The 15,166-nt window shown below is 66.5% G+C and carries 13 protein-coding genes; 8 read left to right on the top strand and 5 right to left on the bottom strand.

Features of this window, described 5'->3' with window-relative positions; genetic code table 11:
* The first annotated feature begins 79 nt into the window (after positions 1-79).
* On the top strand, positions 80-1,744 hold the full coding sequence (locus tag AB0366_RS02985) for a sensor histidine kinase (protein WP_366242632.1): 1,665 nt from the start codon (positions 80-82) through the stop codon (positions 1,742-1,744).
* Positions 1,741-2,397 carry a response regulator gene (locus AB0366_RS02980; protein WP_366242631.1) on the top strand — a complete coding sequence of 219 codons (657 nt, stop codon included), beginning with the start codon at positions 1,741-1,743 and terminating at the stop codon, positions 2,395-2,397. The genes AB0366_RS02985 and AB0366_RS02980 overlap by 4 nt, the downstream gene beginning before the upstream one ends.
* Here AB0366_RS02980 and AB0366_RS02975 read toward each other — a convergent pair.
* Together AB0366_RS02975 and AB0366_RS02970 are read right to left on the bottom strand one after the other, a co-directional pair.
* The gene (locus AB0366_RS02975) at positions 2,380-3,795 is read right to left on the bottom strand and encodes an MFS transporter (RefSeq protein ID WP_366242630.1); all 1,416 of its coding nucleotides are present in this window, start codon (positions 3,793-3,795) and stop codon (positions 2,380-2,382) included. The genes AB0366_RS02980 and AB0366_RS02975 overlap by 18 nt on opposite strands.
* A 17-nt stretch (positions 3,796-3,812) precedes the next feature.
* Entirely contained in the window at positions 3,813-4,238 is a 426-nt protein-coding gene (locus tag AB0366_RS02970) for an HIT family protein (protein WP_366242629.1), read from the bottom strand.
* 124 nt (positions 4,239-4,362) lie between these two features.
* Here AB0366_RS02970 and AB0366_RS02965 point away from each other — a divergent pair, with 124 nt between their 5' ends.
* The 4 genes from AB0366_RS02965 to AB0366_RS02950 all read left to right on the top strand — a co-directional run bounded on the left by AB0366_RS02965 (position 4,363) and on the right by AB0366_RS02950 (position 10,281).
* Positions 4,363-5,616 (top strand): bifunctional glycosyltransferase family 2/GtrA family protein, encoded by a 1,254-nt coding sequence (locus AB0366_RS02965; RefSeq protein ID WP_366242628.1) that lies wholly within the window; start codon positions 4,363-4,365, stop codon positions 5,614-5,616.
* The gene (locus AB0366_RS02960) at positions 5,613-7,625 is read left to right on the top strand and encodes a glycosyltransferase family 39 protein (protein ID WP_366242627.1); all 2,013 of its coding nucleotides are present in this window, start codon (positions 5,613-5,615) and stop codon (positions 7,623-7,625) included. The genes AB0366_RS02965 and AB0366_RS02960 overlap by 4 nt, the downstream gene beginning before the upstream one ends.
* A gap of 78 nt (positions 7,626-7,703) precedes the next feature.
* On the top strand, positions 7,704-8,954 hold the full coding sequence (gene purD, locus AB0366_RS02955; protein ID WP_366242626.1) for a phosphoribosylamine--glycine ligase: 1,251 nt from the start codon (positions 7,704-7,706) through the stop codon (positions 8,952-8,954).
* A 178-nt stretch (positions 8,955-9,132) separates the two neighbouring features.
* Positions 9,133-10,281 carry a pyridoxal phosphate-dependent aminotransferase gene (locus AB0366_RS02950; protein WP_366242625.1) on the top strand — a complete coding sequence of 383 codons (1,149 nt, stop codon included), beginning with the start codon at positions 9,133-9,135 and terminating at the stop codon, positions 10,279-10,281.
* 32 nt (positions 10,282-10,313) lie between these two features.
* Here the strand turns inward: AB0366_RS02950 and AB0366_RS02945 are convergent, their stop codons facing one another.
* Positions 10,314-11,345, bottom strand: coding sequence for a GntG family PLP-dependent aldolase (locus AB0366_RS02945; RefSeq protein ID WP_366242624.1), 1,032 nt, complete (start codon positions 11,343-11,345; stop codon positions 10,314-10,316).
* Positions 11,346-11,394: 49 nt separating this feature from the next.
* Here AB0366_RS02945 and AB0366_RS02940 point away from each other — a divergent pair, with 49 nt between their 5' ends.
* On the top strand, positions 11,395-12,033 hold the full coding sequence (locus AB0366_RS02940) for a TetR family transcriptional regulator C-terminal domain-containing protein (protein WP_366242623.1): 639 nt from the start codon (positions 11,395-11,397) through the stop codon (positions 12,031-12,033).
* 107 nt (positions 12,034-12,140) lie between these two features.
* Here the strand turns inward: AB0366_RS02940 and AB0366_RS02935 are convergent, their stop codons facing one another.
* Positions 12,141-12,791, bottom strand: a complete 651-nt coding sequence (locus tag AB0366_RS02935) for a DsbA family oxidoreductase (protein ID WP_366242622.1) — start codon at positions 12,789-12,791, stop codon at positions 12,141-12,143.
* Positions 12,792-12,916: 125 nt separating this feature from the next.
* Here AB0366_RS02935 and purB point away from each other — a divergent pair, with 125 nt between their 5' ends.
* Positions 12,917-14,341, top strand: a complete 1,425-nt coding sequence (gene purB / locus AB0366_RS02930; RefSeq protein ID WP_366242971.1) for an adenylosuccinate lyase — start codon at positions 12,917-12,919, stop codon at positions 14,339-14,341.
* On the opposite strand, the gene AB0366_RS02925 is transcribed toward purB, so the two are convergent.
* On the bottom strand, positions 14,342-15,133 hold the full coding sequence (locus AB0366_RS02925) for an HAD-IIA family hydrolase (protein ID WP_128646277.1): 792 nt from the start codon (positions 15,131-15,133) through the stop codon (positions 14,342-14,344).
* Positions 15,134-15,166 lie beyond the last annotated feature (33 nt).

Here is a 15,166-nt window from a genome sequence, read left to right as displayed (position 1 = left end):
GTGCGCACTACCCGCGCAAGCAACGTAAAGAGCCTTTTGCGCATTGTGCTCGAGCCCGCCCGGCGCATAGCCTGAGTGGGTGCGATTGAGGACCCAGGTGCTGTTGTTGCAGGCAGCGCTGGTGGCGGTGGCCTTGGCAGTGGCGTTCGGGGTGTTCGCGATCAGCAGTGGCAGGCAGGCGAGCGAGGAGTACGGCGAACGTGCGCTCGCAGTCGCCCGGACGGTGGCGTCGGACCCGGAGGTGCGCTCGCTGGTCGAGCAGTTCTCGGCAGTCGACACCGCCGGCACCGATGCCGCGCCCGCGGGTGTGTTGGCGGGTGGGGCGTTGCAGCGCGCGGCCGAGGGTGCCCGCACTCGCACCGACGCCCTGTTCGTCGTCATCACCGATGATCGGGGTCTGCGGTTGGCGCACCCCGATCCGACGGTGCTGGGCCAGCGGGTGAGTACCGATCCTTCGGGTGCGTTGGCGGGCAACGAGGTGGTCGAACAGGAGCGTGGCACGCTCGGCGACTCCGTACGTGCGAAAGTGCCTGTGCTGGCGCTCGGTTCGACCGACATGGTGATCGGTGAAGTGAGTGTCGGTATTTCGACCACGGCCGTGCGCACCGAGCTGGTGAAGGATCTGGTCAACGGCGGGTTGGTGACCGGCGCCGTGCTGTTGCTCGGGCTGGCCGGCTCGACCCTGTTGGCGCGCAGGTGGAAACGGCTGACGCTGGGGCTCGAGCCGGAGGAGCTCGCCGAATTGGTCCGTGAACAGGAGGCAGTGCTGCACGGGATCGGTGAGGGTGTAGTCGCCATCGATCCCGACGGAGTCGTCACGGTCGTCAACGACGAGGCACGTACGTTGCTCTCGATCGACGGCAAACCTGGAATGCGCATCGAGAACATCGGTCTGACCCCCAGGTTGCTCGAGGTCATCCGATCTCCGACGGCCGAGCCGGTGCTGGCCGCCGTGGACGAGTTGGTCGTCATCGCCTCCGCCCGAAAAGTGCTGCGTGACAATCGCAATCTGGGTACGGTGCTGACCGTGCGTGACCGGACCGACGTGGAGACACTGACGCGTCAGCTCGACGCGGTGCAGTCGATGTCTGCCGTGCTGCGCGCCCAACGCCACGAGTTCGCAAACCGAATGCATCTGGTCAGCGGACTGCTGCACGAGGGCCACCCCGATCGAGCGTCGCAGTACATCGACGAAATACTCGGTGTCGGACCGAGATCGGAAACCGTCGAGGGTATCGATGCCGTGTCCGACGCCTATCTGCGGTCGTTCCTGACCGCGAAAGCCGCGCACGCCCGCGAGAGCGGAGTTCGGATGGTGTTGGGCGAGAACACCTGGGTCGGGGGAGAGGTGGCCGTTCCCGTCGACGTGACGACTGTGCTGGGTAATCTCGTCGACAACGCGATCGATGCTGCCAGGCTGGGAGTCAGGCGGCCGGCCGAGGTGGAAGTGGAACTGGTGCAGGACGGTTCGACCCTGCACATCGTGGTCGTCGATTCCGGCGACGGGGTGGATCTGGAGCTCGATCAGGTGTTCGTGGAGGGAGTCTCGACCAAGTCGACGGCGGAATCCCCGGGCGGTCGAGGGGTGGGGTTGGCGCTGAGTCGGCAGATCGCGCGCACCCGCGGCGGCGACGTGACGCTGGCCGATGTCGGCGGGCAGATCACCGAAGAGAATCAACGAGGAGGCGCAGTCTTCATCGCGTCGATACCGGACGCACTACTGACCGACGAGGTGACCCAATGAGAGTACTGGTCGTTGACGACGATTTCCGAGTCGCGGATCTACATGCGGCACTGGTCAATTCGCTGGACAACTACGAGGTGGCCGCGGTGGCGACGAGTATCGCCCAGGCGCGGGAGTTGGCGTCGACCCACTCGTTCGATCTGGCGCTGGTCGATGTCTATCTGCCCGACGGATCCGGAATCGACCTGGTGCGCGAACTCGAGTGCGACGCCGTGGTGCTCTCGGCTGCGGCGGATCAGCAGACGGTGCGCTCGGCGATGACCGCCGGTGCCTGGACGTACCTGATCAAACCGTTTCCGCGTTCGGCGCTGGTCGATCGCCTCACCGGATACCTGACGTACCGCAGCGCTCTGGACCGTTCGGAGGAGCTGAGCCAGGCCGACATCGACAGCGGACTCGACGCGTTGCGGCCGCGCGCTGCGGCACCGTTGCCGTCCTCGCAGTCCGTCACCCGTGATCTGGTGCTCGAGGCGGTCCGCACGACGGCCGAGCCGATGTCCGCGGGTGAAGTTGCTGCCGCCATCGGTATTTCACGTGCGACGGCGCAGCGCTACCTGGCGACCCTGGTGTCCAAGGGGCGATTGCGCATGCAGCTGCGCTACGGGTCGACCGGGAGACCGGAACAGGAGTACTCGCTACCGCCGGGAGCGTGAGGCCGCCACGACCACCGCTCCGATTACGGAAATCGCTGCGGTGACCAGAGCTGCGGTGTTCCATCCTTGGGTCAGCGCAGTCGCGCTGTGGCTGCTAATCGATTGGGTCATTCCGCGGGCTCCACTCCCGGCAGGAACGGCCACTACCGCAACGACGGTGACACCGATGGCGGATCCGACATAGCGCGCGGTGTTGTTCGCCCCGCTGCCCATGCCGCCGCGTCCGGCGGGCACGCTGGCCACGGCCTCGCGTCCGAGAGCGGCGTTGAGCACTCCGCTCGCAAGGCCTGCCACGAGCAGTCCTGGCAACAGTCGCGGGCAGGATGCGTTCTCGGACAACCCCGTCAGCATCAGCATGCCGATCGCGACGCCGACCAGGCCGACGGCAAGTTGCGTTCGGCCACTGAGCGACGCGGGCAGCCTGCGGGCGAGTAGGGCAGTGACCACGGACGTGGCCGACCACCCGAACAGCAGCAGCGCGGCACCGAGCGCATCGATTCCCAGTACGGTTCCGAGAAATCCGGGCATGTACGACATCAGCGCGATGATGCCGCCGCCGTTGGCCAGCGCGGCGACCGTGGCGGCCAGAAACGGTGGGTGCCGGAAGAGTGTGAGATCGAGCATCGCTGTGGCGCTGCGTAATTCGAGGATGGTGAAGGCGGCCAGGAGGAGAACTGCGAGCACGAAGAGAACGATCGGGGTCACCTCGGTCCAGCCCTGTCTGCCCTCGACCAACGCGGCCAACAGTGCGGCCATGCCCGTCGCCAACAGCAGCGCGCCGATCGGATCGAGGCCACGCGGGGCGTCGGACCTGGATTCTTCGACGAGCCGATGCGCCGCGACGGCCAGCGCGAGCGTGGCGACGGCGAGAACCACGTAGGCCTCACGCCAGCTGGCCCAGCGATCCAGGGCGGCGGCGAGCAGCGGGCCGAGCGCGATACCGGCACCCACGCTCGCACCCCAGACTCCGCTGGCCTTCGCGCGCACGGGACCGGCCGGATGGGTGTGCGCGATGATGCCCAGACTCGACGCGACGACGGCCGCGCCGCCGAGGCCCTGCAGTATGCGGGCCAGAACGAAGATCAGTGTGTTCGGAGAGGCTGCGCAGACGATCGCGCCGACGGCGAGGACCGCGGCACCGAGTGCGAACGTGCGGCGACGGCCGAAGTCGTCGGCGACGGTGCCGGTGGTCAGCAGCGCGGCCGCCAGGCCGATGCTCATCGAGCTGAGAATCCAGGTGCGTCCTGCTGCGTCGGACATCAGATCGGCCGCGGTGCTGTTGATCGTCGCGAGCGGTGCAGTGAACGCCATCAGGGTCAGCAGGGTGCCGAGCGCTGCGATGGTGAGCGCTCGGGTGCTGTTCGTGGTGCCGGCGGGCGAGGGTGCAGTGTCGGTCATGCTGGAGCCGCTTCGTGTCAGTTCGGGACGTGCGCCTCGTGCCCGAGGTCACGCAACGCCGCCCGCAGCTTGGTCGCCGCCTCGTCCTGTGACTCCGCCGACGGATTCGGATCGGCACCCGAGATGTCGAAGTTGCCCATGTCGTAGGCAGGAAACACATGCAGATGCAGGTGCGGCACCTCGAGCCCGGCAATCAGCAACCCGGCGCGGGGAGCGTCGAACGCGGTCCTGACTGCCTGGCCGATGATCTGAGCAACGGCGGTGATCTTGGCGAACGCGGCACCGTCGACGTCCTGCCACTGGTCGATCTCCTCACGCGGAACCACCAGCGTGTGGCCCTGGGTGACCGGTGCGATCGTCAGAAACGCAACCACGTCGTCGTCCTGCCAGACGAAACGTCCCGGGATTTCGCCGGCGATGATCTTGCTGAAAATGGAAGCCATGGGAACAGGATGCCCTATGTGGCTCCTGCACATCGGTCACTCCGCAGGCTCCGCTCCTGTCCTCCCAGGTGATTGCCAGGTTCGTCGCAGGGTGGGTCCAGCTCAGGGGCCGATTCTGGTCCACATGACAACGAATTCCCTCGCACGAGCAGGCCAGCGGCCCGGCTCGAACGCCACGGCCACTCTCGAGGTGGTCATCCCGGTATACAACGAAGAGGCGGATCTCGAACAGTGCATTCGTCGTCTGCACGAGCACCTGGACGACCGGATCCCGTTCCGGTCGCGAATCACCATCGCCGACAACGCCAGTACCGACGGCACCCTCGCGGTGGCACATCGGCTCGCCGACGAGATCGAGGGAGTTCAGGTTCATCACCTGGACGAGAAGGGGCGCGGACGGGCACTCAAAGCCGTCTGGCTGGCATCGGACGCCGATGTCGTGGCCTACATGGACGTCGATCTCTCCACCGACCTCAACGCTCTGATGCCGCTGATCGCGCCGCTGATGTCCGGTCACTCGGACCTCGCCATCGGATCTCGGCTCAATCGATCGTCCCGGGTGGTCCGCGGCGCGAAGCGTGAATTCATCTCGCGCAGTTACAATCTCATTCTGCGCACTTCGCTGCGCGCACGCTTCTCGGACGCGCAGTGCGGTTTCAAGGCCATGCGCACCGATGTGGCCCGGCAACTGCTGCCGCTCGTCGAAGACACCGGATGGTTCTTCGACACCGAACTGCTCGTCATCGCGGAGAAGGTCGGCCTGCGTATCCACGAGGTACCCGTCGACTGGGTCGACGACCCGAACAGCAGCGTCAACATCATCGACACCGCCGTCAAGGACCTGCAGGGATGCTGGCGCGTCGGCCGCGCCCTGGCCACCGGAGTGCTTCCGGTCGCCGAACTGCGTCGAAGCCTGGGACGGGAGCCGCTCGTGCCGGGAGTACCGCACGGAATGATCAGCCAGATGGTGCGATTCGGCATCATCGGCATCGCCAGCACCGTCGCGTACGCGTTGCTCTACCTGGTGTTGCACTCGTTGATCGGTGCGCAGGCCGCGAACTTCTTCGGACTGCTGATCACCGCGGTGCTCAACACCGCGGCCAACCGCGCCTTCACCTTCGGCGTCCGCGGATCGGACGGCGCAGGCAAGCATCAACTGCAGGGACTGGCGATCTTCGGGTTCGCCCTCCTCGTCACCAGCGGATCGCTCGCCGTGCTGCACGCGTGGGCACCCGATGTGTCCCGGCACGTAGAACTCGCCGTCCTCATAGTCGCCAATCTCGTTGCCACCGTGTGCCGATTCGTCGCCCTGAGGTGGGTCTTCCGTAGCTCTCAGTCGGCCGATTCCCAGTCCGCCGGTTCGGAGAAGGCTCTGTGACGACGACGATCGAACGCCCCTCCGCGGCTGCGCCGTCCACGCCTGCGACCTCCTCACGGTGGGAATGGATCGGGCTGATCGCGCTGTTGGTCGGCACCGGTGTCGCCTACATCTGGGGACTCGGTGCCTCGGGGTGGGCGAACTCCTTCTATTCCGCTGCGATACAGGCGGGTTCGGTGTCGTGGAAAGCGTTCTTCTTCGGATCCTCCGACGCCGCCAACTCGATCACCGTCGACAAGCCCCCGATGTCGCTGTGGCTGATGTCGTTGTCGGTGCGCATCTTCGGACTGAACGCCTGGGCGATGCTCGTGCCCCAGGCTCTCCTCGGAGTCGCCTCGGTGGCACTGTTGCGAGCCACCGTCAAGCGTCGCTTCGGTGGCGCGGCCGGCCTGCTCGCAGGCCTGGTACTGGCCGTGACTCCCGTTGCCGCACTGATGTTCCGGTTCAACAATCCCGACGCGCTGCTCGTGCTGCTGATGATCGCATCGGTATGGGCGCTGCTGCGAGGCGTCGAGACCGGAAAGACCAAGTGGCTGTTGATCACCGGCATGTTCGTCGGATTCGGCTTCCTCACCAAACAGCTCCAGGTGATGCTCGTGGTGCCGCCGCTGGCACTGACCTACCTGATCGCCGGGCCGCCGAAGTTCCTCACCCGGCTGTGGCAGCTGTTCGGAGCTCTGGGCGCGATGATCGTCGCGGCCGGATGGTGGCTGCTGATCGTCGAATTCTGGCCGGCGTCCTCCCGGCCGTGGGTCGGCGGCTCGCAGAACAATTCGATCCTGGAACTCACGCTCGGCTACAACGGATTCGGCCGCCTCAGCGGTGACGAGACCGGAAGCGTCACTCCGGGACGCGGCGGTATGGGCGGGGACGTCGCGGGCGGGATGCCCGGTGGTATCTGGGGAGAGACCGGCATCTTCCGCATGTTCGACGCCTCCCAGGGCGGCCAGATCGCCTGGCTGATTCCGGCTGCATTGGTCCTGCTCGTCGTCGGACTCGTGTTGCGCGGCAGGGCCCCTCGGACGGACGTACAACGAGCGTCACTGATCGTCTGGGGATCGTGGTTGCTCGTCACCGGCCTGACGTTCAGCTTCATGGCCGGAATCTTCCACTCGTACTACACCGTTGCGCTCGCGCCCGCCGTCGCTGCTCTCGTCGGCATCGGCAGTGTGGTGCTGTGGCGGCAACGCGAGAGGTATTGGGTGCGCATCGCAATGGCCGTCGCGGTGGCGTCGACCGTCGCCATGGCGTGGGTGCTGCTCGGTCGCAGCGAGAGTTTTGTGCCCTGGCTGAAGTGGGCAATTCTCGTCGTCGGAGTTCTCGCGGTCATCGCACTGCTGATCCCGGCGCTGACTCGCGGCAGATTGGCTGCGGCGTCGATCCTGGCGGTGATGTTCGCCGGACTAGCCGGCCCGACGGCCTACGCCGTCGACACGATCGGCACTCCGCACAACGGATCCATCGTCTCGGCCGGACCCAACACCGGCATGCGCGGATTCGGCGGCATGGGCGAGGGCCGACGAGGCCAGGGCGGTATGCCGGGTGGGATGCAATTGCCGGCCGGGATGCAGCTACCGGCGGGCGCTCCCGGCCAGATGCCGGGTGGTGACGGTGCGGCCGGTGCCGAGATGGGTGGCGGTATGGGCGGTGGAATGGGTGGTCTGCTCGAAGGCAGCACGCCGACCAACGCGATCACCGAGATGCTCGAGCAGGACGCCGACTCCTACACCTGGGTGGCAGCGGCCATCGGGGCCAACACCGCGGCGGGCTACCAATTGGCCACCGAGGAACCCGTCATGCCCATCGGCGGATTCAACGGCACTGACCCGTCGCCGACCCTCGCCGAATTCCAGCAGTACGTCGCCGATGGAGAGATCCACTACTTCATCGGAGGCGGCGGCATGCCGGGCATGGAGTCGGGTACCTCGGCCGCGATCTCGGCGTGGGTCACCGAGAACTTCACCGCGACCACCGTCGACAATGTGACGTTCTACGACCTCACGCAGTAACACCGAACCACCACGAAAGAGCCCCGCACCATGACAGGTGCGGGGCGCTTTCGCGTCGAGCAGATAGTCTGATGCACTGTGCGCGTACTCGTCATAGGTTCCGGTGCTCGTGAGCACGCCCTTCTACTTGCGTTGAAGGCCGATCCGTCGGTCGAGAAGCTCTTCGTGGCTCCCGGCAACGCAGGTACCGCAAAGCTCGCCGAGCAGCACGCCGTCGACGTGGCGTCCGGCGAAGCGGTGACTGCACTGGCGAAGAAGGTCGAAGCCGATCTCGTCGTCATCGGACCGGAGGTGCCCCTGGTCCTCGGCGTGGCCGACGCCCTCCGCGAAGCCGGTATCGCCGCATTCGGCCCGTCCGCCGACGCCGCCCGCATCGAAGGGTCCAAGGCCTTCGCCAAGGACGTGATGGCAGCGGCCGGTGTGCGAACCGCGCACAGTGAAATCGTAGATTCGCCCGCCCTGCTCGACGCAGCCCTTGACCGTTTCGGCCCCAACTGGGTGGTCAAGGACGACGGCCTGGCCGCAGGCAAGGGTGTCGTCGTCACCACCGATCGGCTCGTCGCCCGCGATCACGCCGCCGAACTCCTCGAGAACGGCCACCCGGTGCTGCTCGAATCGTTCCTCGACGGCCCCGAGGTGTCCCTCTTCTGCCTCGTCGACGGCGAGACCGTGGTGCCGCTGCTGCCCGCGCAGGACCACAAACGCGTCGGCGACGGAGACACCGGACCCAACACCGGCGGCATGGGTGCGTACACCCCGCTGCCGTGGTTGCCCGAGACCGCAGTCGAGGAGATCGTCCGCGATGTGGTGAAACCCGTTGCCGCCGAGATGGTGCAGCGTGGTGTGCCGTTCTCCGGTCTGCTGTATGCCGGTCTGGCGATGGGTGCCGACGGCCCGGCGGTCGTCGAATTCAACTGCCGCTTCGGCGATCCCGAGACTCAGGCAGTGCTGGCGCTGCTCGATTCACCTCTCGGTGAGGTGCTGAACGCGACGGCAACCGGCACGCTTGCTTCACTTCCGCAGTTGCGCTGGAAGGACGGCGCGGCCGTCACCGTCGTCATCGCCGCCGAGAACTACCCCGGTCGACCGCGTACCGGTGACGAGATTCTCGGCTCCGAAGGCGCAGGCGTCCTGCATGCAGGCACCGCGGTGAAGGACGGCGCGGTCGTCTCCGCGGGCGGGCGCGTGCTGAGCGTGGTCGGCACCGGATTCGACCTCACCGCCGCCCGTGACGACGCCTACTCCCGTATCGCGGGAATTCGGTTGCCGGGCAGCCACTTCCGCACTGATATCGGCCTGGCTGCGGTGGAGGGTCGGATCTCGCTGTAGATGTGCTGCGTCGGCCGGGTTTGTCGAGGCCGGTCGTCGGGGGCAAACGCGCGCGCATTCGTCGGATGCGCGCAGAATCGCCTCCGAAACGACGCGGTTTTGCGCGCGCATGGCAAATGCGCGCGCGTTTGCGAAGGCCTGAGGTACCGAGCGTCCCAGGATCAGTAGTGTCGAGCCAATGCACAGTGAATCGCAGCGATCGATGGTCGAGCCGTTCCACGTGATGGATGTGTTCGCCGCGGCGGCCGAGCGGGCGCGCACTCACGGCGACGTGCTCTCTCTTGCTGCAGGTCAGCCCTCCACGCGAGCGCCCGAGCCGGTATTGCGGGCCACTCGCGAGGCTCTGGATGCGCACCTGCTCGGGTACACCGAGACGCTGGGGATTCTGCCGCTGCGTCGCGCGATCGCCGAGTATCACAGCGCGCGGTACGGCATCACCGTCGACGCCGACGACGTGGTGATCACCACCGGCTCGTCGGGCGCGTTCACGTTGCTGTTCCTCGCTGCGTTCGACGCGGGGGACACCGTCGTCATGGCCAGGCCGGGATATCCGGCGTATCGAAACACGTTGGCAGCGTTGGGCTGCCGCGTCGTCGAGCTCGACTGCTTGGAGAGCACGCGATTTCAGCCGACCGTCGCGATGCTCGAGGACCTGCCCGAGCCGCCCGCAGGGCTCATCATCGCGAGCCCGGCCAACCCCACCGGCACGATCATCGACCCCGACGAGTTGGCCGCAATTGCGCGTTGGTGCGACGAGCACGGAACTCTCCTGATCTCGGACGAGATCTACCACGGAATCGCCTACGGGGACGCGCGTACGTCGAGCGCCTGGGAGACCTCGAAGGAATCCGTCGCTATCGGATCGGTGTCGAAGTACTTCTCGATGACCGGATGGCGGCTGGGTTGGATGCTGCTGCCGACCCGATTGCGCAGAGCCGTCGAACGATTGGCGTCGAACATGACGGTCTGCCCACCGGCGATCTCCCAGGTTGCCGCCATCGCGGCGTTCACCGAGGAGTCCCGCGTCGAGCTGGATTCACATGTCGAGCGCTACGCCGTCAACCGTCGAATTCTGCTCGACGGTTTGCCGGCCATGGGTATCACCGACCTCGCACCGGCCGACGGTGCCTTCTACGTCTACGCCGATATCGCGCACCTGACCGACGACTCGCGGAACTGGTGTGCGCGAGTGCTTTCCGAGACCGGAGTCGCGTTGGCACCCGGCGTCGATTTCGACACCGAACGCGGGAACCACACCGTGCGATTCTCGTTCGCAGGCACGACCGCCGACGTCGAGGAGGCATTGGAGCGACTTCGTCGCATGTGAGCGTTTTCTCGTAGCAGGCTACGAAGTTTCGCTCACGTGCGGCGCAGCCGCTCCAGCGCCTCGGAGATATCGGAGGCATCGACGTCGCGGTGGGTCACGAAGCGCACCTTGCCCGCGACGGTCACCGCGGCGATGCCCAGCTCGGCCAGCTCCGCGACCGTCGACGCCGGGTCGGGAACCGTTGCGAGCACGATGTTGGTCTCCGGTTCCGGTACCTCCCAGCCTCGCTCGCGCAGCCCGGAAGCAAGGGTGGACGCGTTGGCGTGATCCTCGGCCAGATCACCGATGCGATCCAACGCGACGAGCCCGGCAGCCGCCAGGACGCCACCCTGACGGACGCCGCCGCCCAACATCTTTCGTACGCGTCGAGCCTCGTGGATCCGTGCAGAATCCGAGACCAACATCGAACCGACGGGTGCGCCGAGGCCCTTGCTCAGGCACACCTGCACCGTGTCGGCACCGGCAGTGAGCGACGCGATCGGAACATCGAGGGCGACAGCAGCATTCCACAGCCGCGCGCCGTCCAGGTGCACCTTCAGTCCGCAATCACGCCCGGCGGCAACGAGATCCGACCACTCGTCCGCTCCGATCACAGCACCGCCGGCGAAGTTGTGGGTGTTCTCGAGCGAAAGCAGCGTCGTCCGTAGCGCGAAATACGGCCCCTCGCCGCCGGCTTTCGCGCGCACCGTCGACGCGAGGGGACGGCCGGGGCCACCGTCGTGGGGGAGGGCGTCGGGCATCCCGCCCGCCAGCCATGCGGCGGTACCGAGCTCGGACCCCAGTACGTGCGCGTGCTCGGGGGCCAGGAAGCGATCGCCGCGTTGCAAATGCAGCATCAGCGCGATGATGTTGCCCATCGAACCCGACGGCACCCACAGCGCCGACTCGAACCCGAGCAGCCCTGCCACCGCTTCTTCCAGCGCTGCCATCGTGGGGTCGTGGTCGAGGACGTCGTCGCCCACTTCGGCGTCGGCCATGGCTTTTCGCATGACCGAATCGGGTCGGGTGATGGTGTCGGAGCGAAGGTCGATCGTTCGATGTGCCACGAATACTGACAATTCCATAGCGCCAAAGCAGTCCGACGAACGGCCTCGAGCTGGCACGATGACTTGAATGTCCGCAGGTCCGACCGAGTCGCAGCACAAGGTGTCGGGTGCGACTCCGAAGGGGGTGCGCCGCCGCCAGGCATTGGCGTCGGCCGCTGCGGACCTTCTAGTCGAGGGCGGATTCGACGCGGTGCGGCACCGATCGGTGGCCGCACGAGCCGGGTTGCCGCTGGCGTCGACCACCTACTATTTCGAGTCCCTCGGAGACCTGGTAGCCGCGGCGGTCGACGTCGTCGGGACGCGCGAGATCGACGTCATGCGCGGTCGCATCGACGACGAGGGCAAGTGCTCGAACGAAATGGAGTCGACGGTCGATCTCATCGTCGACCTGCTCATCGGGCCGCAGGACGGCCACGAGCAGCTGATCGCGAGATATGAACGCTTCATCGCCTCGGCACGGCATCCCGAACTGCGCGAGGTGCAACTGCGGCTGCGCGCCCAGATCGACGACCTGCTCACCGACGTACTGCGCAGATCGGGCCGAACCGTGCAGGAAGAGCAACTCAGGCGGCTGGTGGCAGTGGTCGACGGAGCCGTCGTCGGAGCGCTCAGCGAAGTGGACCCAGACCCCCGCCACATGGCCCGAAGCATGCTCCTGGCCGTCATCGACATCGTGGCACCGGCGGTACAGGTGCCTGCCGATTGACTGTCAGTCGGTCTCGCCGGTATCTGCGTCGTGAATCTGTGGCACCTCGCACACGCCGTCCTCGCAGACGGGGCCGTGTTCGTCGCCGACCATCTCCAACGGACCGCTCATGAGCCGGCAGCGGCCTTCTGCAGGACGTCGGCGAACACCGACGGGGCCTGCGCGCCCGACACACCGAGCCGTCCGTCGATCACGAAGAACGGCACACCGCTGATCCCGTAGGCGATGGCCTGCTCCTTGTCCGCGCGCACTGCCGGCAGGAACTCCTCGGACTTCAGCGCCCGGGCCGCCTCGTCACGGTCGAGGCCGACCTCCGCGGCCAGGTCGGCGAGGTCATCGGTGCGGCCGACGTGGCGGCCCTCCTCGAAGTAGGCCGCCAGAAGACGTTCCTTCATCTCGACTTGCTTGCCCTTCGACTTGGCGAAGTGCAGAAGTTCGTGCGCCTTGACGGTGTTGGTGTGCTGCATGGCGTCGAAGTCGTACGCGAGCCCTTCGCCAGCGGCCAGCTCGGTCATCTGCCCCAACAGCTGCGTGACCTGTTCGGCCGGCATGCCTTTGTGGGAGACGAGAAAATCGACCTCGCTGCCGTCGAAGTCGACCGGTGTGTCGGGTGCCAGCTCGAACGAGTGGAACTCCACCTCGAGCGTCCCGCCTCCGGCGGTGAACTCCGCAGCGCCTGCCTCGAAACGGCGCTTACCGACGAAGCACCACGGGCACGCGATGTCGGACCAGATGTCGACCTTCACTGTTCGGCTCACGGCGGCTGCAACATCGAAATGCGCTGCGGTTATTCCGCGCTGCGGCGATAGTCTCGATGCTCGGTCCGACGGCCGAATTCGAGTCCGACCTCATCCGAGACCGACAACTGCGCCACGTAAGCTGGATGCTCGTGAGCATCCCGAATGTCCTGGCCACCCGTTACGCGAGTCCCGAACTGGTGGAGCTGTGGTCTCCGGAGCACAAGATCGCCCTCGAACGCCAACTGTGGATCGCTGTGTTGCGCGCGCAGTCCTCCCTCGGAGTCGACGTCCCCAACGCTGCCATCGCCGATTACGAAGCCGTCGTCGACCAGGTCGACCTCGCGTCGATCGCCGAGCGTGAGCGCGTCACCCGCCACGACGTCAAGGCCCGCATCGAGGAGTTCAACGCCCTCGCCGGCCACGAGCACATCCACAAGGGGCTCACCAGCCGCGACCTCACCGAGAACGTCGAGCAGCTGCAGATTCTGCGCTCACTCGAACACGTCCACGCGCACGGCGTCGCCGTCGCGAAGCGGTTGGCCGAGCGCGCCGCCGAGTACTCCTCGCTGGTGATGGCCGGCCGCAGTCACAACGTCGCAGCTCAGGCCACCACACTGGGCAAGCGGTTCGCGTCTGCCGCAGACGAGCTGCTGTTGGCTCTGTCGAGGGTGCAGGAATTGATCGCGCGCTACCCGTTGCGCGGAATCAAGGGCCCGATGGGTACCTCGCAGGACATGCTCGACCTGTTCGGCGGCGACTCCGCCAAGCTCGTCGCGCTCGAGCGGATCGTCGCCGATCACCTCGGCTTCCGGCACACGATGACCAGCGTCGGCCAGGTGTACCCCCGATCGCTCGACCACGAGGTCGTCTCCGCGCTGGTCCAGGTCGGTGCCGGACCGTCCTCGTTCGCGCACACCGTTCGCCTGATGGCCGGCCACGAGCTCGTCACCGAGGGCTTCCAGGCGGGCCAGGTCGGCTCGTCGGCGATGCCGCACAAGATGAACACGCGCTCGTGCGAACGCGTCAACGGCCTGCAGGTGGTGCTCCGAGGCTACGGATCGATGGCCGCCGAGCTCGCAGGAGCGCAGTGGAACGAGGGCGACGTCTTCTGTTCCGTCGTGCGCCGTGTCGCCCTGCCCGACGCGTTCTTCGCGATCGACGGACTCATCGAGACCTTCCTGACCGTGCTCGACGAATTCGGCGCGTACCCGGCCGTCATCGCGAAAGAACTCGACCGCTACCTGCCGTTCCTCGCGACGACCAAGGTGCTGATGGCTGCCGTGCGCGCAGGTGTCGGACGCGAAACCGCACACGAGGCGATCAAGGAACACGCCGTCGCCGTCGCGCTGGCCATGCGTGAGCAAGGACTGGAACCGGACCTGCTCGACCGTCTGGCCGCCGACGATCGCCTGCCCCTCGATCGGGCTGCCCTCGATGCTGCACTGGCCGACAAGACAGCATTCACCGGGGCGGCCGACGCTCAGGTCGATGCGGTCGTCTCGGCAGTGGAGCGACTGATCGCGAAATTCCCGGCCGGGGCGTCGTACACGCCGTCGCCGATTCTGTAGTCAGGAGAGGACACCGGGGAGGTCGGCAACCGAGTCGATCACGTGGTCGGGTTCCATCGCGAACTCGTCCGTGATGCGTCGATCGAGTACGTCCTGGCGGAACTTCCCGGTGCGCACGAGCACTCCCGTCATTCCGACGACCTGGGCGGCCAGGACGTCGTTGTCGAGATCGTCACCGACCATCACGACGTCGTCCGGGTCGACGCCCATCCGCTCGGACGCCGTCCGGAATCCCAGCGGAGCCGGCTTTCCGATGGCCTTCGCGGTGTGTCCCGACGCCTGCTCCATGCCGCCGAGGTACATGCCGGTGTCGATGCGTAGTCCGGCCCCGGTGCTCCACATCAGCGATCGATGCATCGCGACGACGGGTATGCCCCGGCACAGCCAGTCGTAGACGCGACTGAGGCGCTCGTGCGTGAACTCCGGGCCTGCACCGCCGACGACCACGACATCGGGATCCTCGGACGTCTCGTCGACGAATTCGATTCCCGGCATGTCGCCTGCGATCTCACCGTTGTTGATCAGTACCACTCGCGCATCCGGATAGTTCTCACGCAGATGGTCCGCGGTGAGTGACGCGGCCGTGACGATCTCGTCCGAGTGCACGTCCAGCCCCACGTCGCGCAGTGCCGTAGCGATCTGCTCACGCGTCTTCGACGTCGTATTGGTCAGGAACGCGCGAGCAATGTCCTTGCTGTCCAGGTACTTCAGAGTGTCTGCTGCCCCTGGCACCGCCTGCCACGACGTGACAAGGACGCCGTCGATGTCGAAGAGAACCCCGCCGATGCTCATCGGCAAACAGTAGTCTCCGGCTCCGGGCCCCGC

Source organism: Rhodococcus sp. NPDC076796, from assembly GCF_040702765.1.
Classification (GTDB): domain Bacteria; phylum Actinomycetota; class Actinomycetes; order Mycobacteriales; family Mycobacteriaceae; genus Rhodococcoides.
Note: the sequence above shows the minus strand (reverse complement) of the source record. Positions and strands in the feature narration are given on the sequence as shown.